Origin of the sequence: Paraglaciecola sp., assembly GCF_030730205.1 — a bacterium.
Lineage (GTDB): Bacteria > Pseudomonadota > Gammaproteobacteria > Enterobacterales > Alteromonadaceae > Paraglaciecola.
The window spans coordinates 42779-62838 of record NZ_JANQVQ010000304.1 but is presented as its reverse complement, the minus strand read 5'-3'; the positions used below and the strand labels follow the sequence as shown (position 1 = coordinate 62838).

At 41.8% G+C, this 20060-nt stretch carries 21 protein-coding genes; 10 read left to right on the top strand and 11 right to left on the bottom strand.

The window, feature by feature from the left end:
* Window positions 1-222 precede the first annotated feature (222 nt).
* Window positions 223-651, top strand: a complete 429-nt coding sequence (locus NWQ57_RS20020; protein WP_306023957.1) for a hypothetical protein — start codon at window positions 223-225, stop codon at window positions 649-651.
* Between the two features lie 21 nt (window positions 652-672).
* Here NWQ57_RS20020 and NWQ57_RS20015 read toward each other — a convergent pair whose 3' ends face one another.
* On the bottom strand, window positions 673-1308 hold the full coding sequence (locus NWQ57_RS20015) for a tetratricopeptide repeat protein (RefSeq protein WP_306023956.1): 636 nt from the start codon (window positions 1306-1308) through the stop codon (window positions 673-675).
* 143 nt (window positions 1309-1451) lie between these two features.
* Entirely contained in the window at window positions 1452-1694 is a 243-nt protein-coding gene (locus tag NWQ57_RS20010) for a TIGR02647 family protein (RefSeq protein WP_306023955.1), read from the bottom strand.
* A 417-nt stretch (window positions 1695-2111) separates the two neighbouring features.
* Between NWQ57_RS20010 and NWQ57_RS20005 the strand changes: the two genes are divergently transcribed.
* From NWQ57_RS20005 to NWQ57_RS19990, 4 genes are all read left to right on the top strand, one after another.
* Window positions 2112-2864, top strand: coding sequence for a SapC family protein (locus tag NWQ57_RS20005; RefSeq protein ID WP_306023954.1), 753 nt, complete (start codon window positions 2112-2114; stop codon window positions 2862-2864).
* Window positions 2857-3582, top strand: a complete 726-nt coding sequence (locus tag NWQ57_RS20000; protein WP_306023953.1) for a DUF6445 family protein — start codon at window positions 2857-2859, stop codon at window positions 3580-3582. Before NWQ57_RS20005 ends, NWQ57_RS20000 begins: the two co-directional genes overlap by 8 nt.
* Window positions 3583-3672: 90 nt before the next feature.
* Complete coding sequence (locus tag NWQ57_RS19995) at window positions 3673-3912, top strand: hypothetical protein (RefSeq protein WP_306023952.1); 240 nt, start codon at window positions 3673-3675, stop codon at window positions 3910-3912.
* A complete protein-coding gene (locus NWQ57_RS19990) occupies window positions 3912-4652 on the top strand; it encodes a hypothetical protein (RefSeq protein ID WP_306023951.1) in 741 nt (246 codons plus the stop codon). The genes NWQ57_RS19995 and NWQ57_RS19990 overlap by 1 nt, the downstream gene beginning before the upstream one ends.
* A gap of 4 nt (window positions 4653-4656) precedes the next feature.
* On the opposite strand, the gene NWQ57_RS19985 is transcribed toward NWQ57_RS19990, so the two are convergent.
* Window positions 4657-7740 carry a TonB-dependent receptor gene (locus tag NWQ57_RS19985; protein WP_306023950.1) on the bottom strand — a complete coding sequence of 1028 codons (3084 nt, stop codon included), beginning with the start codon at window positions 7738-7740 and terminating at the stop codon, window positions 4657-4659.
* Window positions 7741-8106: 366 nt separating this feature from the next.
* Here NWQ57_RS19985 and NWQ57_RS19980 point away from each other — a divergent pair, with 366 nt between their 5' ends.
* Together NWQ57_RS19980 and NWQ57_RS19975 are read left to right on the top strand one after the other, a co-directional pair.
* Window positions 8107-8676 carry a sigma-70 family RNA polymerase sigma factor gene (locus tag NWQ57_RS19980; protein WP_306023949.1) on the top strand — a complete coding sequence of 190 codons (570 nt, stop codon included), beginning with the start codon at window positions 8107-8109 and terminating at the stop codon, window positions 8674-8676.
* Entirely contained in the window at window positions 8673-9725 is a 1053-nt protein-coding gene (locus NWQ57_RS19975) for a FecR domain-containing protein (RefSeq protein ID WP_306023948.1), read from the top strand. The genes NWQ57_RS19980 and NWQ57_RS19975 overlap by 4 nt, the downstream gene beginning before the upstream one ends.
* Window positions 9726-9738: 13 nt before the next feature.
* On the opposite strand, the gene trmL is transcribed toward NWQ57_RS19975, so the two are convergent.
* The 8 genes from trmL to argE all read right to left on the bottom strand — a co-directional run bounded on the left by trmL (window position 9739) and on the right by argE (window position 16957).
* Window positions 9739-10203 carry a tRNA (uridine(34)/cytosine(34)/5-carboxymethylaminomethyluridine(34)-2'-O)-methyltransferase TrmL gene (gene trmL, locus NWQ57_RS19970; protein ID WP_306023947.1) on the bottom strand — a complete coding sequence of 155 codons (465 nt, stop codon included), beginning with the start codon at window positions 10201-10203 and terminating at the stop codon, window positions 9739-9741.
* A gap of 84 nt (window positions 10204-10287) precedes the next feature.
* A complete protein-coding gene (locus NWQ57_RS19965) occupies window positions 10288-11265 on the bottom strand; it encodes an alpha/beta fold hydrolase (RefSeq protein WP_306023946.1) in 978 nt (325 codons plus the stop codon).
* Window positions 11266-11342: 77 nt separating this feature from the next.
* Window positions 11343-11777 carry a CBS domain-containing protein gene (locus NWQ57_RS19960; RefSeq protein WP_306023945.1) on the bottom strand — a complete coding sequence of 145 codons (435 nt, stop codon included), beginning with the start codon at window positions 11775-11777 and terminating at the stop codon, window positions 11343-11345.
* Window positions 11778-11881: 104 nt separating this feature from the next.
* On the bottom strand, window positions 11882-13315 hold the full coding sequence (locus NWQ57_RS19955) for an ATP-binding protein (protein WP_306023944.1): 1434 nt from the start codon (window positions 13313-13315) through the stop codon (window positions 11882-11884).
* Window positions 13312-14007, bottom strand: coding sequence for a response regulator (locus tag NWQ57_RS19950; RefSeq protein ID WP_306023943.1), 696 nt, complete (start codon window positions 14005-14007; stop codon window positions 13312-13314). The genes NWQ57_RS19955 and NWQ57_RS19950 overlap by 4 nt, the downstream gene beginning before the upstream one ends.
* A 165-nt stretch (window positions 14008-14172) precedes the next feature.
* Window positions 14173-14580: a methylglyoxal synthase gene (locus NWQ57_RS19945; RefSeq protein ID WP_306023942.1), complete on the bottom strand. Its 408-nt coding sequence runs from the start codon at window positions 14578-14580 to the stop codon at window positions 14173-14175.
* A gap of 44 nt (window positions 14581-14624) precedes the next feature.
* Complete coding sequence (locus tag NWQ57_RS19940) at window positions 14625-15767, bottom strand: diguanylate cyclase (protein WP_306023941.1); 1143 nt, start codon at window positions 15765-15767, stop codon at window positions 14625-14627.
* Window positions 15768-15805: 38 nt separating this feature from the next.
* Window positions 15806-16957, bottom strand: a complete 1152-nt coding sequence (argE, locus tag NWQ57_RS19935; RefSeq protein ID WP_306023940.1) for an acetylornithine deacetylase — start codon at window positions 16955-16957, stop codon at window positions 15806-15808.
* Between the two features lie 303 nt (window positions 16958-17260).
* Here argE and argC point away from each other — a divergent pair, with 303 nt between their 5' ends.
* Genes argC through NWQ57_RS19920 form a run of 3 tightly spaced genes read left to right on the top strand, consistent with a single transcriptional unit; the run spans window position 17261 to window position 20023 of the window.
* Window positions 17261-18277 (top strand): N-acetyl-gamma-glutamyl-phosphate reductase, encoded by a 1017-nt coding sequence (gene argC / locus NWQ57_RS19930; protein ID WP_306023939.1) that lies wholly within the window; start codon window positions 17261-17263, stop codon window positions 18275-18277.
* Window positions 18278-18281: 4 nt separating this feature from the next.
* Window positions 18282-19076 carry an acetylglutamate kinase gene (gene argB / locus NWQ57_RS19925; RefSeq protein WP_306023938.1) on the top strand — a complete coding sequence of 265 codons (795 nt, stop codon included), beginning with the start codon at window positions 18282-18284 and terminating at the stop codon, window positions 19074-19076.
* 17 nt (window positions 19077-19093) lie between these two features.
* Window positions 19094-20023: an ornithine carbamoyltransferase gene (locus NWQ57_RS19920; protein WP_306023937.1), complete on the top strand. Its 930-nt coding sequence runs from the start codon at window positions 19094-19096 to the stop codon at window positions 20021-20023.
* The last annotated feature ends 37 nt before the right edge of the window (window positions 20024-20060 follow it).

Sequence of the window (20060 nt, the reverse complement as noted above, 5' to 3'; positions counted from 1 at the left end):
AACTCTGTAGTTTTTTAGTTATTTTACTCTTAGTAATTCGAATTAGCGTTGCCTACTTGGGCCTATTTAAATCGTCAATATGATGAATACTACAGTGCTCGAAGGCACTTAAACCTAGGCATGACTTGATTTTTAATAACAAGGTAGACGCTCATTTATATGCAAATTCTTTAAACGTATTATACTCAGGTGACGTAGTTTCTGGGTAAGGTGAAAAGTTACATGGGTGAGTTTACATTTAAAGACAAACATGGCGATTATCACTTATCTTATTCAGATCGTGTAGTAACAGCTAAATTAAATGGGGCCTTGGGCAGCATTTTAACTCGAAATTTTTGTCGAGACATGCGCATCCTAATTAACCATTTTAACCTGCCAGCGTGGGGCTATTTCGGTGATTTAAGCCACAGCGAAGCCGAAACACCTCAAGCACAAAAGATGATGATAGAACTTCATGGCCATATGATGAATCGTGGCTGTGTTGTAGATGCCTATGTTGTTAACAATCCATTGGCTCTGCATCAAGTCAACAGTTCTCGTAGAGCTGCGGGAATTACCACAGACCTAAGCAAACAAATTTTTCAAGACAAAGCCAGCGCCATAGAATTTATCCATGACACGCTAAATACGCTAACTAACTCCACCATCTAAAAGGTAAAGATACTCTGCGATTTACGAATTCAAGGGTCTTTTCGCTTCTCGAACTGCTTTAGGGTGCATTAACTTTTCAAGTTCAGTTAAGCATTTTGAAATTTTGGCGTGTTCCTTTTTATCGGCAGTAATCGCATTATACAGCCAATGATAAGCGTCTACGTAATCATAAGGGCTGCCATACCCTTCAATAAAGAGTTCGGCTAATTCGATTTGTGCTTTTAGGTGGCCCTGGCCTGATGCCTCTCGTAAAAAAACCACAGCACGTTCTTTATCTTGTTGAACTAATTTACCTTGCGCGTAATATCGACCTAGTTGCTCTAGACCAGCGGGTAATCCTTGCTCTGCAGCTAGTTGTATAAATGCAATACCTCTTTTAGGGTCAGCTTTTACGCATACGCCCCATGCAAGCATATCCCCCCATAAAAACTGGTAAGCGGGTACTCGCAATGTTTCTGCTCTTGCTTCTATATCTTGAACCAACTGACACCGATCATTCACCACCCTAGCAAGATGCTCATTGCGATTTATCATCTCAATTAGTTCATCTTGGGAATAAAGTTGCACGGCGACGATCTCTTCTTCAGCTTGTGCAACCGTGACAAGTAAGAAGAGACAGCTAAATAGTAGATTGGCGGCAAAAGTAATAGGATTCATAATTTCAGACTTCAAACGAGCAACAATATGTTTAGTTATCGACCATTACATATTTTTTTGAACCAATATTCTAGCAAAATTGCTGATTTGAAAGACGTCACAGACCTTACCTTCAGTAACTTCGCTAGAACATCATCTTGGTATTACTCTTTCGCGACTGCAAAAGCACTGTTAATAATTTTTGCATGTTCTAACAAATCGTGACCTAAATCAGTGAGGTAGCCGCCATCTGGCAAGGTCACAATACCCTTATCGAATAAGCGCTTAGATGCAGCCACTAATTCGGGATCAGCATCGTGGTGCACCTTAATACCCTGCATCAAACTTGTATCAGGAAATTTAAGTAACAAGTTTAATTCATTCATTGTCTCGGAAGTAAACATCATGGAAAGCCCTTATCAGCTGAGGTTGAAAAAAGGAAAATAGCGTGAAAAATGTTACGTTTTCACAGGTTTTAATTAGATATAAGGATTTAAAAACGTTAACACTCTCTTTAAATTCAGCACTTTACAATGTGCTATCTTGCTCTCGAAAAGCACGTCTGAAACGCAAAAACGTCTCGCGTATAATGTGAGTTTCAATCACAATTCCAGCCTATATCTACCACTTAATAATTTCAAAGAATATTTAACAAAAATAACAAATCAGTCACATCTCGCGCGTAATTTGGGTGTCAAGGTGCTGAACTTTTGAGCCGTTCATTGCCCTATTTCTAATTTGCAATTTTTGCCTCTATGAATTGTTACTTTTATTAAGCCCGTGGGTAATTTACCTTAGTACACTGCGCAAGGAGTAAAAACATTATGGCTGACATCATTGCAGTAAATATCCAGCTACACAAAAACATCAAAGTAAATAGGCAAAAAGCCGAAGAAGCCATCGCTGATCAACACATGCTGCCGGTAGTTGTCAGTGAGTTTTTAAAGCTTGTCGTTGAATTTCCAATACTGATGAGTAAAAATCAAGAAACCGGACACTTTGTGTGTATTGCCTTGCTGGGTTTTGAACATGGTGAAAACCTATTTTGGAATAAAGCTCGGTTTAACAGCTTGTATAGTCCATTAAATGTGGCTCGCCATCCTTTTTTTGTGGGTGGTTATGATGAAAGAGAAAAACAAAGAGTCATCGATATCGACCAAGACAGTCATTCAATTTCCCCAAACGATGGAGAAGCGTTATTCACACAAGACAATCGCCCTTCTCATTATTTGTTAGAAATAAAACAAATTCTTGCTGAATTACTCAAGGGTGAAATCCATACTCAGGCATATATAAAAAGCTTGGTAAAACATGACTTGCTAATGCCACTAAAACTCGACATTACGTTTGCAGATAAGAGTCAACGACAGATTAAAGGGCTGTATAGCATTGATGAAGAAAAACTAAACTCAATCTCAATAGAGGTCCTAAACGAACTCAAACATGCAGGTTATTTGCAGTATATTTATACGCAAATCGCGTCATTGGGGCAAATTTACGCGTTAATTGAGCGAAAAAATATACGCTTAAATACTCTTAGCCCTTGGCTTCAGACAAACTTAACAAGTCATGCATAGTTATACAGTCCACCCTCAAAGTACTGTCACAACGATAAACGTAGGAGAGGAGCAGAACCCTTTATTTATTATTGATAATTGGTTACTTAATGCTGACTTACTCCTCGAAACCGCTTCACAGGCTTCAGCCCCTATCCCAACCAAGCAACACTTTTATCCTGGGCAACAATTTTTAGCGCCAACACCATACAGTGCATTTGTATGTGACTTTTTACAGCGCAAGATCCTTCCTTTGTTGGCTGATAGTCAGGCCCTTCAATTCAAGGACGCACAATCAATATTTTCTTGGGTCAGCGTACGAGCAACAGATTTATTACCCATTCAGCGCATTCCTCACATTGATACGCATAAATCGACTCAGTGGGCTGTCGTTCATTATTTATGTGGTGAACAAAGTGGTGGCACTGGTTTTTTTAGGCACCGAGCGAGTGGTTTTGAGAGCATCAATGTGGATCGCCAGAAACGTTACACACGAGTTTTAGAAGACGAAGCTCAGACTTTGGGTGTACCAGCGGCGCAATACTTACAAGGAAGCACCCGACAATTTGAATTGATATACCAAGTGCCGGCGCAATTAAATAGAGCCATCATTTACCCTAGTAACCTTTTACACTCTGGTTTAATAAAACGCTGGATATCGGAAGATGGTCAACTTAGCCGCTTAACGGTCAATAGTTTTGTGCAATTATCACCCACTTCCCCATTTTTGATACCATAAGACAGCAAAGCAACAAGCAAAAAATATTAATTCGACTACTGTTTATTCCATGCACGCATTTAGTTTTGCCCCAACAAGGAAGAAGAAAGCATGTCATTAATAGAAGATAACTTTACCTTAACTGCAGAGCTGGATGAATTGGCGGCCGTTAAAATTCAATCGATGCTGCGTTTACTAAATGACAATACTGCGACTCAAATCAAGCTTGAACGTCCTGTAATCGGAGGGAATACGATCTATTTCACATTAGTCTCAGGCTCATATTCTGATATCGATTTAGCCTGTGATTATAAAAATATCCAGCGTACTAATAACGAGTTACAGGCCTGATGCCAGACAAAATGAAAAACGTCACTATTTTAGTCTTGCTGACTGTTATTCTGCTAGGCAGCTATTTTTATTACAGCGCTTGGCAAGATGCAGAAGAGAAAATTGCCAAAGCACAAAATGAGCAAGCGGCTTTATTGAAAGATAACGATACCTTAACGTTGGAAGTAGCAGACTTAGAAGCCAAACAACAGAGCCTAGCTATACAAATTGATGCGCATAAGTCGAGCATCACTGAGTTGGAAAATAAAATTGAACTCAACAAACAAGAGCTGCTTCAGACTAACTACAACACCATCAAGCAATACAGTGATCAAAGTATCGCACAACAATTTAAAGACCGCTATAAACTGACAGATAAGGCGATTAGAATTATAGAGGTACCGATTCCTGTTGCTGGTTCACCTTGGAAAGAGCGAGTTTTGGTCCTGCCCATTGACTATGTAAAACTCACCGTAACTGCGCTGGATAGTAAAGAAGCCTGTCTAAAACAGTCTGATCTACAAAACCAAATTATGGCCTTAGATAAAACCATATTTGAGTTACAAACGCAGAACTTCAAACTAGAACAAGACAAACGCATCGCCTACTCACAAGGTTATGAAAAAGCGTTTGCGATGTATTTAGATGTCAACAGACTGTATATAGACTTGCTGAAAAACCCACCCAAGGTAGAGCTAGCGCCTAAGTGGTGGCAGGTCACCCTTGGGGCGATTGGTGGGGCGCTAATTTGTTCACTTTAAGTGCCTAAAACTGTCCTCTAATGCCCAGAGTATAGCGGGCGCCAGGTTGTTGGACTAATAGCAACTGCTCATCATAACGACCATGTTTAAGCACACTTTCTTGGGTTAAATTCAGCCCTTCAACAAAAAGAGATACCGAGTCATTGATAGCAAAACTGGCACTCATATCAAGCTGTTGATACGGACGAACAATCGTTGGTTCCCCTCCTTGTATCTGGGTTAACGATTGTAAAAAGCCGTCACGCTGATTCCAAGCGAGACGAATTTGGATAGGATCGTGTTCGTAATATAAAATGAGATTTTTGGAATTACTTAAGCCAGTTAATGCGAACTTTTGACTGATATTTTCACGGTCTAATTTGGCATTGCTGTCTACGATGGTCGAGTTGGCAATAAGGCCAAATCCTGAGGTAAAACTGTACTGAAAGGCAAGTTCCCAACCGGCAACCGTAGCAGTTTCACTGTTCACTGGCTGAGTTAACTCAAAGATCGCAATGTGATCATCAGCATCTGCTTGACTGCTATCACTACCGGTACTGGGATCAGTGACGCCATTGATGACAAGTTTAGATGTTTGGCTAACAATGAAGTTGTCCACTTTTTTACGAAAATAACTCAGTGACATATAACTGGCATCGGCAAAATACCACTCTAGGGCAAGATCAAGATTTTGAGATTCAAAAGCCTGCAAGGCCGGGTTACCCGAACTGACTCTCAAATCACCGCCCTGGCGTGTTGTTTCAATTGTTAAACTAGGCGACATCTGACTCATGGTTGGGCGAGTCAAACTACGTGACATCGCGAAGCGCGCCGCCACGTTATCGCTTAGCTCCCATTTAGCAGTAAAACTCGGTAGCCAATGCTGATAATCAGATGTTTTATTCAGCGCTCTGGGTTCGGAGTACACTTGCCCTAATTCAGTTTGGTCTAGCACCGTTAGCGCAATTAGGTCAGCTTCGATACCCACGACACTGACTTGAGTATCTTCAAATCGCAGTCCGGTTTTTATACTAATATCGCGTTGCAGGAGCTGCGCTGAAAAACTGAAATCAAGATAGGCGGCATTAACTTGTTCTTGCAGGGTAAATGAATTATCTCGCTTTACGGCAGCAAAACTTACGTCACTAATTGATTCTAAAAACGTAAATACGTCTTCTCCACTATGCCTTAGCCACACATGAGGAATACCCTGACTGCCGCTGATACCTTGTAAAAAATCATCACCAGCATCAAATACTTGTTGAAAATTATCGGGAAGGTCAGGCTCGCTAAAATAGCCACAAAATGAACAGTGTACAAAGTTATATTCATTATCCCAGCGTTCGATATGTTTAATTTGCCGACTCGACATCCATCCAAATGACACGGAATGAAGGTGTTGCCAAGGGCTGTCCCACACCCCATCAGTACGAAATTGCTCAAGTTCGTCTCGCAAATTCCAACCTCGGCGCAGCATGACATGGGCTTTACCATTTGCGGGATCAAGGTAATCTGATACGCCAGCCATTTCACCTTCTGCATTGATGATATAAGGATTGGCTTCAGCGAATCCCGAAATCGCTGGTAAAATAGCATTTTCATACAAAGCAAAGTGGGATCGATTCAAATACCCCACTAAAGACAAAGCATTTGCAGCCCCTTGGGTGTCTTTAAAAGAAGCATCAGATAGCGAAGCATCAACATGAAAGCTGAAATTAGGGCTTGCTTGCCATGCGACATTGAATCCCAAAGCACTTATTTTTGATGGTCTATCAAATGTGCGCGAATGAAAATCAGTGGCGTGCCCGACATTTTGTGAAAACTCAATCACCGTACCATTTTCGTCCGTTATTACATCTTCGAGATTACTCGATGTAAACCAGTGCCCCATGGACGTAGATTGCGTCCGAACATTAAAACTAGAACTTAAATAATCTAGACTTAAATCCACATCAGGATTGGGGCGATATTGCAAAACCATGGTGCCACCAGTTCGAGTTCGTTTGTCAAACCTAACTCGCTGGTCGTAATTTCGAGGAACAAAAATGTTGTCACTCGACGTTGTTAACTCCTCTTGCGGGATATTGGTATTGAGCAACCAACCATCAGTTTGTGCTTCATTAATTCGGGCTTCATGTTCTTGTTGAGAAAAAGACAGTAACCAACCAAAGACATCATTGCTATGGCTCACTAGCAGGGTTCCTTGCGGGGTAGTTTGTTCGCTATTATCATCGAACATGGCTTTAACACTACCAGCCACTTTAAATCCACGCTCACTGAAGGGGCGAGCCGTTTCAATGTTGATTGTTGAACCTATGCCACCAGACTGCGTGGCGGCAGAAAATGTTTTTGTGACACTGACACCGCTAACTAATTCAGACGCTAGGGTGTCAAAGCTGAATTCACGGCCCTGGTTGTCGGTAGCTAAACGTCGCCCATTGGTTAAAACGGTATTGAACTGAGGACCAAAACCTCGCACAGTAACAAACTGTCCCTCCCCTTCTGAGCGATCAATCGACACCCCAGTGATGCGCTGCAAAGATTCAGCTAAATTTAAGTCCGGAAACTTACCTATGTCCTCGGCTTTTATCGCGTCTACCACTTCGAGAGAACTCTGCTTAAAATCCATAGCTCGTTGTGCACTAGCCCGCATGCCCTTGACTAAAATCAATTCATATTCAGCGTCCATCGCTTCTGGGTAAGTGAGCAGACTGTCTCCTTCGTCAGTGAACAATTCGATAACATGCGACAGCAGCGATTGGTGTTTTTGGTTTTGTGTATCCTCTGACAACTTAATGACTAAGGTTCCACTATTGCTAAACTCAGCAGCCAAACCGGTGTTGGCAAGTAGCAACTCAATGGCTTGTGCGGGGCAATATTGCCCACTAAGTCCGTTGGCCATACTTTCTTTAACTTTGTTGAAAGGAAATACCACGGTTAAGGAAGTTTGTTTGGCAAATTCAATGAGTGCTTCATCCGCTGACTTTTCTTCAATGGCAAAATTGATTGAGCAGGCTCTTATGGGTAAGACGGGTAAAGTTTGCGCTTTATTAGGGCCAGCAAAAGCCAATATGCTGCTAGCCAATATAAAATGAGGAAGTGTGCGCATAGGCGCAAACCCAGACATTAAATCTTTCGTATCGAAGGGCGATGAACAAGTTTTAGACGGCAAAATGAAAAACCAGTTGCACATGATTTAAAGGACTCAAACTAACCTCATTAAAACTTTTTTTTCGCGCCCACTATTAAATACCGTAGCAAAAAAGCTATTCTTTGATTTCATATCGATGGCATAATTTAACAACTTAATTACATAAATCATACCTAATGGAATAAATAAACTTAAGTCTTCCACTCAAAATAAGCGACTGATATTAATAGAATATTCTTAACCAAACTGGATTACCTAAAATAAAATGGAGGAATTTCAGTTTTCAATCGTCTTATTCCTGAAAGCAAAAATAACTGGACAATTATGGCTCATCCCGATTTCAAAAAATCAGGTTTATTCGACACGTTTATGCTGGCAAAAACCAGTATTGTTCGAATGGTGTCACGTATCGTGCCGCCAAAAGAAATAGAAGATATAGTGCAAGAAACATACGTGCGAATTTGCCAAATAGAAAATCATGATGCCATAACCCACAGCAAATCTTTTGTCATGAAAACGGCACGTAATTTAGCGTTAGATTATGTAAAAAAAGCAGAAAGTCGCTTAAGTGATAGTGTTGAAAATGATGATCAATATGACGTTGACACGAACGAAGATACCTTATTTCAACAAGCGGCAAGTAATGAAGAATTTGCTTATTTTTGCGAAAGCGTAAGACGTTTACCATTGCAGTGCCGGCGAGTGTTTGTATTAAAAAAAGTCTACGGCTATTCACAAAAAGAAATCGCCAAAGAGCTGTCTATCACTCAGAGTACCGTTGAAAAACATATCGCTGATGGGTTGAAACGTTGTGCGAGCTATATGATGCAAAAAGAAAGTGAATTGACTCAAGCCACAAAACACAATTTGACAACACGGGGGATAAGAAAATGAGTAATGTGTACCCGTTAAAGTCGGACGAACAATATATTGAGCAAGCCAGCGAATGGATAAGTAAATTAGACAGAGGCTTAAGCCCAACAGAAGCGAATGAACTAGAGCAATGGTTAATTGCAAATAAAGAGCATCGTAGGGTGCTAACTAAAATGGCAAATCTATGGGGTAAAATGGATGTATTAAATCATCTTAGCGACGTCGTTCCTCATACCCCCAATCACGCATCTAAGGTTAGTGGTCAACGTTGGGCCGTTGCGGCAAGTATTATTTTTGCCAGCCTTTTTTCGATTGGCGCTTACCAATGGTCAATAAATCAACAAAATAGTTTAACGGCACAACATATTTACTCTGAAAATGTTTACGCAACCAAAGTGGGCGAACACGCTACCTTTTACTTGCAAGACAAAACCAAGGTTGTGTTAAATACCAACACTCAGGTAAAAGTCACATATACCGATAAACAACGTTTATTTGAATTAGTAAAAGGTGAGCTGCATGTTACTGTTGCCCATAATACTAAGCAGCCTTTGAGTGTTTATGCTGGCGGAAAGATTATTCAAGCCGTTGGCACCGCTTTTAACGTGCAACTGCAAGATACCGGCGTTGAGCTAATTGTGACCGACGGCAAGGTATTGGTGGCAGATCAGTCCTTTGACAATAGCACGCCTCTTACTCAGCAGAGTGTGCGTTTATCTCATGCTTCCCTAGCGGTAAGTAAAGGTGAAAAAGTAGAACTGAGTGCTCAACAACCGCAGATATTACAGCTGAAAACATCGGAAATTGAAGTGGATTTATCTTGGCAAAAAGGCGAACTCATTTTTAGAGGCGAATCCTTGGCGGATGCCTTAAAAGAAATCAGTCGCTACACCCCCTATCATTTCAAGGTAGCTGATGAACAACTAAAAACGCTACAAATAGCAGGTTTGTTTCGCACTAATGACATTGAGGGCTTATTAACTGCGCTGGAACAGAATTTTGCCATTGAACATCAGCGCGTCGATGGTCAAACCATTCTATTGCAAGCGAGCCACCAACCTCAGCTCTAGCCTGAGGTTGTTATTACACCGCCCCAGCAAAGTCCAATTGACGCCACGCTTCATACACAAATACTGATACTGCATTTGATAAGTTCATACTGCGACTCTCTGGTAACATGGGGATCCGAAGACGCTGTTCCGCAGGCAAGGATTCAATGATATCCATGGGTAAGCCACGTGTTTCAGGACCAAACAGCAAAGCATCGCCTTTTTCAAACTTAGCGTCAGCAAAATAGGCCTTACCTTTGGTGGTACAAGCAAAAATGCGAGAGGGCTGACGAGCGGTAACGTAGGCGGATAGATCAGCGTAACGCTGTACTTTAGCAAATTCATGGTAATCCAATCCCGCACGGCGCACTTTTTTATCGTCCCAATCAAAGCCTAGTGGTTCAATCAAATGCAGGTTAAATCCGGTATTGGCACATAAACGGATAATATTACCGGTGTTGGGTGGTATTTCAGGTTGGTACAATACAATATCTAACATCTAGTAGCTGACTCTTAATTAGTTAAAAAATCCGAATTTAGCATTTAATTTGCGATCCAACTTTTTCACTCACCCCCTAAAGACTTAGTGATGTTCAGCAAAAAATGTTAAAGCTGCTCGCAGAGCTGGTCGACGATACACATCTCGCTCCATTAAAATTTCGTGTTGTGCATTTACAATAGTGTGCAATTTACAGGTACGTAATTTAGCCACGACTCGACGTTGCCGGGCATTATCTACCACCTGATCATCACCAGCCTGGATAGCAAGACTAGGAATGCAAAATTTCTCTGCTTTATGTTCAATGGTGTCCATCGCCTTACCAGCGGCATGCAACCAATGCCCTGTTACGCCGCCTAATTGCACCTCGGGTAGGTCAGCATATTCTTGTCGAAAGATCGCATAACGGACTTCACTGCTTGTCAGTCTGTTGTTTTTAAAGCCATGACTAACATAATTTTTTTGCCCAATGAAATAGCCATGCGGCCTTCCTAACAAACGATTAAATCCAACGTGAACAGTCACTAACAAACTGGCAAGCCAACTGGGTAAAGCAGGCCTGATACCAAACATAGGCGCCATAAATACCGCGGATTTAATCTGTCCTGGATGATGCATGCAATACAAAGCCCCTATTGCACTGCCCATAGAATGACATAACAAGTGCGGTTTTTCTTGACTATTGGGTAAGACGATTTGCTGTATAAACAGATCAAGATCAGCAACGTAGTCGCCAAAGTCATCAACGTAACCCATATGTGGATTGCCCGTCATCCGGTCAGACAATCCTTGGCCGCGATGATCATGAATAAAAACCGAGTAGCCATTTTGATAGAGGTCATACATCACCTCCTTATATTTTACATAGGCTTCGATACGGCCTGACGAAATAACAATTGAACCAATGGCATTGGGGTGTTTAACCCACGCATAGGCGAGACTCAGCTTGTCATGGGTAATAACCTGCCCATGTTGAACATGCTTTTTCCAAAAAGGTTGGATAAGGTCGATGTACGTTTTGGCGAGTCGCTCATCTGAGCTTAATAAAAAAGAATCAGTCATCAGGGTAAAAAGGCCTAGGTATTAAGCAACTATGGTATCAAGTGAGACGTAAACTGACGATGCTTTTACTCAAATTATTAGTGCGGCTTTTTACTCTGCTTTTTCATATAACTGTTTTCAATTGAACGCAAAATATCGCGCCAACTTACAATACCAACGGGTTTACCGTCTTCATTTACAATTGGAATACATGAAATATTATAGCGATTAAAAATACTGATAGCAGTATGTACATCGGCATTCGGTAACAAGGTAATCGGTTTACGAGTCATTATTTGATGCACTTTACGATTTAGGGTAACCGTGTCATGGGGTGTTTCTCTAGGGGTGCCAATAAAGGGGCTTAAGGCTTTTAACAAATCTCGGTCAGATAACACCCCGAATAACACCCCGTCTTCAACCACAAGTAAATGATGAAACTTAGCGTTTTCAAAAATATGTTTTACTACTTTTAACGTATCATCAAGCCCAACACTGACTATAGGTTGAGTCATTAACTTACTGACAAGCATCTCGGCCCCTTTGCTGACGTAAAATCCTGCTTACTTTATAAATATTCACAAGCTGTTTAAATGTAAAGCTACGTTAACGAAAATCACGGGTAAGCGCCATTGATTTAGGTTAGCGCTGCGTCATTAACTGTGGGCAAGGTAATCGTAACGCTTAGTCCTCCATTGGGTAAATTTACCGCTCGGATCTTACCTTGATGTTGAAGTATCGCTTGGTAGGCAATCGCCAACCCCAAGCCTACCCCACCCGATGCTCTGTCCCGAGCCAGCGATTCACGATAGAAAGGCTCAAAAATCCGACTCAATTGCTCTTGTTCAATGCCTTTTCCATCATCCCTTATATCTATAGTCAACCAAGAGTCTTGATGAACCAGAGAGACCTCGATGATATTGCTGGCGTAATTGATGGCGTTTCTGAGCACATTTTCGATTGCACTGGCTAACATTTGGCCATCGCCATCTAAATAACAGTGCTGCGCCGAATCAAAAATGATGTGCTTATTTTGTTCCTGCGCCTCAAATCGAGCGTCACTAATAAGGGGCACCAGTAATGACTGAATATCCACTATGCTTTTGTGCAGCAATGACTGAGGGTTATCTAAACGAGACAAAGTAAGCACCTGAGCTATCATTTTATCGATTTGCGCGGCTTCTTTTTCAATGCGCGTAATTGACGACAGTAATACATCCTTTTCTATGCGCTCAGCCTCATCCTCTTCACATTGTTGCTGTAAAATGCCGATCGATAATTGTAAACGCGCTAAGGGTGAGCGTAGCTCATGTGAAATGTCGGCAAGCAAGCGTTTTTGACTGCCCATCAAACGCTCAACTTGCTCTGACATAAAATTAAAATCACGGCCTAAACGCCCTATTTCATCCCGGCGCTTGCTCGCACTACCAACTCGGATGGCTAAATTTCCTGTCGCCATTTGCTTACTGGCATCCTGCAATTGTTTTATGGGGTTGACTAATGAACGTGCAAACCAAAAGCACAGTAACGCGCTTATCGACAACGCAATGGCAAAAATAAATTCCGGATGCTGGCGCTTTACTCTGCCCATAAACTCTGGGGGGGCGAGCCTTCCCACAAACAATAAGTAGTTTTTGCCCGAGTAAATAATCGAACTTGGCCCCACAAAACTACCTAAGCCTATATCGACACTGATGGGTGAGGTAGAGGGCGCGAGTTTTAAAAAGGCATTTTCATTTATTCCCATACGAGGGGGTAAAGAGCTAATAACACGGCCATCCGCAACATCCACCAGCACTAAACCGATTTGATTTCGCTTGCCCATGTGCAATACCACGTTATCTATGCTTTCGGTTTTGACTTGCTGGTGCAATCTATCTTGCAAAATTTGAGTGTAATAATTGAGCTCACTGACATCCGCTGAGCGCATTGGGCTAAATCGCACCTCATCACTTAATTGTTTCATGATCCACATGGACCCACTCATCATAATAACGGTGACGATCCAAAACCATAAAAACAACTTGATATACAGGTGGTTAGCGGGATTAAAATGAGATAAGAATTTCATTTTTTAACCATATAAATATAACCGGCACCGCGGTGAGTTTTAATTTTTTCATCTGCATTTTTGTGACTTAACTTCCGCCTAATGTTGCTAACATGCATATCAACACTGCGATCAAAAGCGGCTAACTTTCTGCCCAATACCTTTTCACTTAAATCCTGTTTACTAACCAAGTTTCCATGATTGAGCATTAATAAATGCAATATCGAAAACTCAGTGCCGGTTAGCTCCAAAACACTGTCGTTACAACTTACCATTTGGTTTGACGGGGAGATGATGACATCATCCAGCGTTAAGGTTTGATGCATGCTAGTACTGGGCAGCAGTTCCATACGTCTGACGATAGCCTTAATTCGGGCAGATAACTCTCGATGGTTAAACGGTTTAGGTAAATAGTCGTCGGCGCCCAACTCCAAGCCGAAGATTTTATCAAAATCATCCCCCTTGGCTGTCAGCATTAATACTGGCGTGTGATGACTAATACGCAGCTTTTTTAATACTTCAAAGCCATCGATACGCGGCAACATCACGTCTAATAAAATTAAGTCATATTTTTTATTAGACGTCGCTCTGAGTAAACCCGATTCGCCGTCATGGCATACGTCAATTTCGTATCCTTGCGGTTTGAGGTATTGAACTAGCAGAGCGGTAAATTCAATATCGTCATCGATGAGAAGTAGCTGCTTATTTTTCATGTAATTCGTGCTTTATCCTAGCGGATTGATGTTGATAAACCGAGTGTTACTATAACCCAGCTGCAAGTGAGTGCAGAGGCACATTTACACAAGCTTTACACAAAGCCCTAGTTGAAATGACTCTTCAACCGTAATAAGGGTATTAAATACGGTTAAGTCAACACGTTACAAGTTTGGCAACAAGCGTTGATATTCTCCATCGATGAACAAGGGAGAAGTAATTAACATATCAGCGGTTGAGGTATTGCATGCGACCGGAATATTCCAGACTGAGCACAAGCGTAACAAGGCTTTCACATCTGGATCATGGGGAGCAGGATTGAGGGGATCCCAAAAAAATACTAAGCAGTCGAGTCTATTTTCAGCAATCAAGGCGCCAATTTGCTGGTCTCCCCCTAAGGGACCGCTTTTATAACGATGCACATCTAACCCTAATTCTTGGGCAATCAAGCCACCAGTTGTGCCCGTTGCTACCAATTTATGTTTACTCAGCTCACTTTTATGCTGCAATGCCCAGCTAACTAAATCAGGCTTTTTATGATCATGTGCCACTAGAGCGATGGTTTTTTGCATACTCACGCTAACCCTTATAAAAATGACAATTAATAAACATTGAATTACATGACTTCTACCCGATTTTGGCCTTTTACCTTGGCTTGGTAAAGAGCAATTTCGGCTTTTTGAATCAGTAAAGTAGAGGATGAAAATTGTTTCGGTTTGATAACACCAACCCCAATGGTGGCACTTAAAAATTGAGTATGGTCAGCGTGTACAAAGTCCTTCGACAGTATATTTTGCCGAATCTGCTCAGCTAACTTCTGCGCTACATCAGCTTGGGTTTCGGTTAATATCACCACAAATTGCTCTCCACCATAGCGCACCACCAAATCTGTGACGCGCTTAACACTATCTCGAATAATGTCAGCGACGTGCACTAGACATTTGTCTCCGAAAACCGGGCCATGTTTTAAACTTATGCCTCTAAAATCATCGACATCAATCATCAACAGCGCAATGACAGATTCGTTTCTAATGGCTAATTTCCATTGATACTCAAAGCAATCAGTAAAATATTGACGATTATAAATTTTGGTTAATGAATCTGTCTTACTCAACAAATCAAGGTTTTGTTTTTGAACTTGTAAATCCAGCTCTTGTTTATAAGCGTTGCGGTAGTCTTTATTTAAGCGGTAGCCAAATGAAATTAAGAAAAACCAGTGCAGCATAATGATCCAACAGATCCCGTTTAACTCGGGTTTTAGCATGCTAAAGATCATGGCCGGTACAAGCATAATAGCGACATAAAGTTGCGGCACCAGAAACTTAGCTCTAAAACTCGCCACGGCGCCACCGGCAATAATAGCGATAAACATCACCAGTGCTAATAACAAAACACTAAAGCGCTCATCAATTATTGCTAAGGTGAACAACACTGACCAAAAGGCACCATGAGTGAGCAGCAATCCATAATGCAATAGCATCCATCTTTTGGGCAGCTTGAAGTAGACATATTGGTGCAAAAGAATGTGGCATAGACGAAATAAGGTAATCGTCACTAAAACGATGGAAAGTTGCAGACTTAATAGCGGCTGCTGCTGATAAAAGCCAGTACCGAAAAGCATGACAGTCCAAGCCACAATGTAAACAAATAAGCCCGCTCGGGAGTTTGCCTCGAAATCATGGTCAGATCGTCCCATTAAGTTATCTAATTGAGGCTCAATATTTTCATTCACGCTTTTAGGCCATGTTTCATTTATCAATAGCTATCCTAGCAAGAGAAAAAACCTATTTGAGTGAACTACTTGTTTATACACACTTGATGAATAAATTTCTGCAATAAATTTACTGTAGGCTCAACATAGTCTAAGTGCATAAACTCATCTGGTTGATGAGCTTGGTCAATACTGCCAGGTCCTAACACCAAAGTATCGCAACCAAGCAAATTAATAAAGGGGGCTTCGGTCGCGTAGTTCGCACTTTTCGCTGTTTTACCTGTTAATTTTTCTGCTAGTGCAATAATGTTTTGCTCATCTTTACACGCAAATGCAGGTGCTGTGGGGTACATTAAGTCTAAACTCAGTCGATTTGGAAACTGCTTGCGCACTGGCGCAAGAGCGGCATCTATCATCGCCAATGCTTCTTCATCACTTAATTCAGGGACTGCGCGTAAATCAAAATTGAGGAGGCACTGACCACAAATACGGTTTTCACCATCACCACCGTGGATATGCCCTAAATTCATTGTTACGTGTGGAACGCTAAACGCATCATCGTGATATTTCTGCTTTAGAGTCTCTTGTAGAGTCATTAATTGCCCAATCGCTCGATACATGATCTCAATGGCGTTAACGCCTTTGGCAGGATCACTAGAATGCCCTGCCTTTCCTTCTATGTTTAAGCTTTGCGCGATATGGCCCTTATGCTTATAGATCGGAATAAGCTCAGTAGGCTCGCCGATAATTGCCATATCAGGTTTTATTAATTGCTGATCGGCAAAAAAGCGCGCGCCCGCCATAGAGGTTTCTTCATCAGCACTAGCAAGTATATACAGCGGTTTATTTAGCTTTTTTAAATCAACCTCTTTTAATGCTTCTAAGATGAAGGCAAAAAAACCTTTCATATCACAAGTGCCTAAACCGTAAATTTTTCCATCTCTTTGCGTTAATGAAAAAGGGTCAGATTGCCAACGACCTTCATCAAAAGGAACGGTATCAGAGTGGCCGCAAAGTAATAAGCCACCCTCACCAGACCCTATTTGAGCAAGCATATTAAACTTATTATTGGTACCAGGTACAGTTTGAATATTTATTGAAAAACCAAAATCTGCTAACCAGCTTGCTAACAAGTCAATAATCGCTCGATTTGACATGTCTATTTTTTCATCAAATGCACTTATTGAAGGGGTTTGAATGATTTGTCGATAGTGTTCTAAGAAAGAAGAATGTTGCATAAGCCTCTGCATATATATTTATTCACTTTTATTGCATAACTATCCCGCATATGGCATTCTATTGTCAATGCGGTTTATGCCCCTTTGGTCTATAAACCATACTTTAGCTCAATTTGGTTTCATAACGAATATGGTAATGTTCATTTCATCAACTATTTCCCTGCCTAGCTTCGCCAGCAAGTTGTATCGACGATAGTCGACGTCTGATGCGTATAGCACACTCTTTACCTTTGAGGTTAATACTTAAAGGTAAGGAGTGATTTTTTTGTTTTTGTTACCTTGTTCGTAAGAAGAGATTATTAAATGTTGAAAACTTGTATTATCGGCGCGAGCGGTTATACCGGCGCTGAACTCGCTTTATTACTGCAGCAGCACAGCCAATTCGAACTCAGTGCCTTATATGTATCAGAAAAAAGTCTCGACGCGCATAAACAGCTCGGTGACTTGCATGGCTTTTTATACGGCCGTATTGATCTGGCTTTACAGCCGCTAAAAGACGCAGACATGGGGTTATTAGCTAACGAAATGGACGTTATTTTTCTAGCGACGCCCCACGAAGCGAGCCATGAGTGGATGGACAAGTTAGCCGGGAAAAAAGCTGTGGTCATGGATCTATCAGGCGCCTTTCGTCTAAAAAATACTGCTGTGTTTGCGCAATATTACGGTTTTGAAAACACCCAAGCGCATTGGCTGGAGCAGGCTGTTTATGGCTTGGCAGATTGGCATCAAGACGCAATCAAAACCGCAAGTGTGGTTGCCGTGCCGGGCTGTTACCCAACTGCTTCACTCACCGCTTTAAAACCGCTACAAGAGGCTGGATTGCTTGATATAAGTCACCGCCCCATTATAAATGCGGTGTCTGGCGTTTCTGGCGCGGGTCGCAAAGCGGCCTTGAATAGTAGTTTTACCGAAGTGAGCCTACAAGCTTACGGCGTGCTAGGTCACAGACATCAACCTGAAATCGCCACTTATTTGGGCAATGAAGTTATTTTCACGCCTCATTTGGGTAATTTTAAACGGGGCATACTCGCCACAATTACTGTCAAAGTAAAAGCAGCCGTAAGCGCAGAACAAATCAATCAAGCTTACCAACTGGCTTATGCCAGTAATCCTATCGTTCGTTTACGTAATTCATGGCCAAAAATAGACGATGTAGCGCATAGTCCTTTTTGTGACTTATTTTGGAAGTATGATGAGCAAAGCGGTTATCTGGTCGTTGGTAGTGCCATTGACAATTTATTAAAAGGCGCCGCTTCTCAAGCTGTTCAATGCGCAAACTTGCGTTTTGGATTTGAAAGTCATTTGGATTTAGTAGGTTAACGCCATGAAAACCATAGTCATAAAAGTAGGCGGTGCATTTATGCAAGCCGACGAGCTTGCTTTAGCTTTGCTTGATACGATTAAGAAGTTGCAAGAAGAAGTGTGCGTGGTGCTTGTTCATGGTGGTGGTCCCATGGTCGAAGAACTCTTAGCCGCACTTAATTTACGCAGCAATAAAGTCAATGGTTTACGGGTCACACCAGAAGAACAAATGCCTTTTATTACCGGCGCTCTTGCTGGCACTGCCAATAAGCAACTTTGCGGCTTAGCTATAAAAGCAGGCTTAAATCCAGTGGGTTTGAGTTTAGCCGACGGAAAAATATGTATTGGCTCAGTATTAAGCCCCGAATTGGGCCGAGTAGGCTCAGTGGTAGCGGGCAATGCGCACTTGCTACAATTATTGGTTAGCAACGACATGTTACCCATTATCAGTTCTATTGGCGCGGATCCTGAGGGGCGCTTACTCAATGTGAATGCTGACCAAGCTGCTACCGTCATTGCCCAATTACTAAAAGCGGAACTCATTCTCTTATCGGATGTCCCTGGGGTATTAGATGCCAACCGAACCTTAATCGAAAAATTAAATAAAAAGGAGATTGATGCCTTGATTGAAGAGGGCGTCATTCGTGACGGCATGGTTGTTAAAGTGCAAGCTGCTTTGACCGCGGCGCAAAGTTTGGGCCGCAGTGTCACCATAGCAAGCTGGAAATCTGCGCCTAAACTGTTAGGCTTTTTGCACAACGAACCAGTTGGTACGCAAATTTCACCTGCGCCAAGCGCAATTCAACCACAACAATAAAGGTTAAAGGCAGATTAATGAAACAGGATTTATTGACTCTGAAGGATTGGGATAAAACACAATTAGAGCAGTTACTTACCTTAGCACGCACCATAAAAGCAAATCCTAAAGGCTACCGTAAAGCCTTAGACGGCCTATCGATCGTAGCGTTATTTGAAAAGCCCTCACTGCGTACCCGCGTCAGTTTTGACATTGGCATTAACAAACTAGGCGGCCATTTAGTCTACCTAGACAGTCAGTCAAATAAATTGGCCGGACGTGAAGATGTAAAAGACATGGGCGCAAATTTAGCCTGTTGGGCTGATGCTATTGTGGCGCGAGTTTTTGCTCATTCAACCTTAGAAGAGTTGGCAGAATCAGCAGATGTTCCGGTTATCAATGCCCTATGCGATAAATATCATCCTTGTCAGGCAGTTGCTGATTATTTAACCATCAGTGAGCACTATGAGGACCTAAGCAAGGTAAAATTAGCTTATATTGGTGATGGCAATAACGTGACCCATTCACTTATGTTAGTGGGTGTGGCTTTAGGTTGTGAAGTTATCGTGATCACGCCAAAAGGCTACGAAGTTGATGCAGAAATCATAACGCTGACCGAGCAACGTGCAGCGCAATTCGGCGGAAAATTAACCGTCAGCACCGATATAAAGGCTGCCATAGGCGCCCATGTTCTATACACCGACACATGGATTTCTATGGGCGACACTACCCCACTGGCACAAATCAAAGAAGTCTTTGACCCCTATAAAATCGATGAAGCCTTGATGGAATTAACAGGCGCTGACTATGTGATGCATTGCCAACCCGCTCATCGCGATCTAGAAATCAGTGGCAGCCTTATCGATGGCGACACATCTTTACTCATGCAACAAGCTGAAAACCGCATGCATGGGCAAAATGCAATATTAGTACAATTACTGGCTGCTAATTTTACACCAGCTAACTAAACCTCATCACATTTAGAAAACGACTTACAGCAGGAAC

What these genes read in the sequence shown, in the direction of transcription:
- NWQ57_RS20020 (WP_306023957.1), top strand. Translation starts at nt 223, where the DNA reads ATGGGTGAGTTTACATTTAAAGACAAACATGGCGATTATCACTTATCT.
- NWQ57_RS20015 (WP_306023956.1), bottom strand. Translation starts at nt 1,308, where the DNA reads ATGAATCCTATTACTTTTGCCGCCAATCTACTATTTAGCTGTCTCTTC.
- NWQ57_RS20010 (WP_306023955.1), bottom strand. Translation starts at nt 1,694, where the DNA reads ATGATGTTTACTTCCGAGACAATGAATGAATTAAACTTGTTACTTAAA.
- NWQ57_RS20005 (WP_306023954.1), top strand. Translation starts at nt 2,112, where the DNA reads ATGGCTGACATCATTGCAGTAAATATCCAGCTACACAAAAACATCAAA.
- NWQ57_RS20000 (WP_306023953.1), top strand. Translation starts at nt 2,857, where the DNA reads ATGCATAGTTATACAGTCCACCCTCAAAGTACTGTCACAACGATAAAC.
- NWQ57_RS19995 (WP_306023952.1), top strand. Translation starts at nt 3,673, where the DNA reads ATGTCATTAATAGAAGATAACTTTACCTTAACTGCAGAGCTGGATGAA.
- NWQ57_RS19990 (WP_306023951.1), top strand. Translation starts at nt 3,912, where the DNA reads ATGCCAGACAAAATGAAAAACGTCACTATTTTAGTCTTGCTGACTGTT.
- NWQ57_RS19985 (WP_306023950.1), bottom strand. Translation starts at nt 7,740, where the DNA reads ATGCGCACACTTCCTCATTTTATATTGGCTAGCAGCATATTGGCTTTT.
- NWQ57_RS19980 (WP_306023949.1), top strand. Translation starts at nt 8,107, where the DNA reads ATGGCTCATCCCGATTTCAAAAAATCAGGTTTATTCGACACGTTTATG.
- NWQ57_RS19975 (WP_306023948.1), top strand. Translation starts at nt 8,673, where the DNA reads ATGAGTAATGTGTACCCGTTAAAGTCGGACGAACAATATATTGAGCAA.
- trmL (WP_306023947.1), bottom strand. Translation starts at nt 10,203, where the DNA reads ATGTTAGATATTGTATTGTACCAACCTGAAATACCACCCAACACCGGT.
- NWQ57_RS19965 (WP_306023946.1), bottom strand. Translation starts at nt 11,265, where the DNA reads ATGACTGATTCTTTTTTATTAAGCTCAGATGAGCGACTCGCCAAAACG.
- NWQ57_RS19960 (WP_306023945.1), bottom strand. Translation starts at nt 11,777, where the DNA reads ATGCTTGTCAGTAAGTTAATGACTCAACCTATAGTCAGTGTTGGGCTT.
- NWQ57_RS19955 (WP_306023944.1), bottom strand. Translation starts at nt 13,315, where the DNA reads ATGAAATTCTTATCTCATTTTAATCCCGCTAACCACCTGTATATCAAG.
- NWQ57_RS19950 (WP_306023943.1), bottom strand. Translation starts at nt 14,007, where the DNA reads ATGAAAAATAAGCAGCTACTTCTCATCGATGACGATATTGAATTTACC.
- NWQ57_RS19945 (WP_306023942.1), bottom strand. Translation starts at nt 14,580, where the DNA reads ATGCAAAAAACCATCGCTCTAGTGGCACATGATCATAAAAAGCCTGAT.
- argE (WP_306023940.1), bottom strand. Translation starts at nt 16,957, where the DNA reads ATGCAACATTCTTCTTTCTTAGAACACTATCGACAAATCATTCAAACC.
- argC (WP_306023939.1), top strand. Translation starts at nt 17,261, where the DNA reads ATGTTGAAAACTTGTATTATCGGCGCGAGCGGTTATACCGGCGCTGAA.
- argB (WP_306023938.1), top strand. Translation starts at nt 18,282, where the DNA reads ATGAAAACCATAGTCATAAAAGTAGGCGGTGCATTTATGCAAGCCGAC.
- NWQ57_RS19920 (WP_306023937.1), top strand. Translation starts at nt 19,094, where the DNA reads ATGAAACAGGATTTATTGACTCTGAAGGATTGGGATAAAACACAATTA.